This is a genomic window from Bacillus sp. SIMBA_005, assembly GCF_046535585.1.
Lineage (GTDB): Bacteria > Bacillota > Bacilli > Bacillales > Bacillaceae > Bacillus > Bacillus pumilus.
Window position 1 is genome coordinate 1 of sequence record NZ_JAWRWI010001084.1, and the last position, 240, is coordinate 240.

The window sequence follows — 240 nt, forward strand, 5'->3', positions numbered from 1 at the left end:
GGCGGCGGCCCGCGCTCATGCCGCTTCCGCCCGGGCCAGGCGGCGGCGCGCGCCGAGGTCAGTGAGGGCCACGGCCAGCGAGGCCACCAGGAAGAGCACGACCGCGAGCAACCCGGTCGCGTAGGCGTCGTTGTAGACCTCGGCGTGCGGGGTGCTGTCCTGTTCCCGGAAGATCGTCGAGTAGAAGAGGCTGAGCGCGATCGCCGCGCCGATCGCGTTGCCCACGCGCTGCCCGAGTTG

Annotated in this window: 1 protein-coding gene; it reads right to left on the minus strand. The window is 72.9% G+C overall.

Translation table 11 applies throughout. The annotated features are described in order from the left end of the window. Positions 1-15: 15 nt before the first annotated feature. Positions 16-240 (minus strand): hypothetical protein (locus SB660_RS23465; RefSeq protein ID WP_410584981.1); only part of this gene is annotated, 225 nt, incomplete at its 5' end.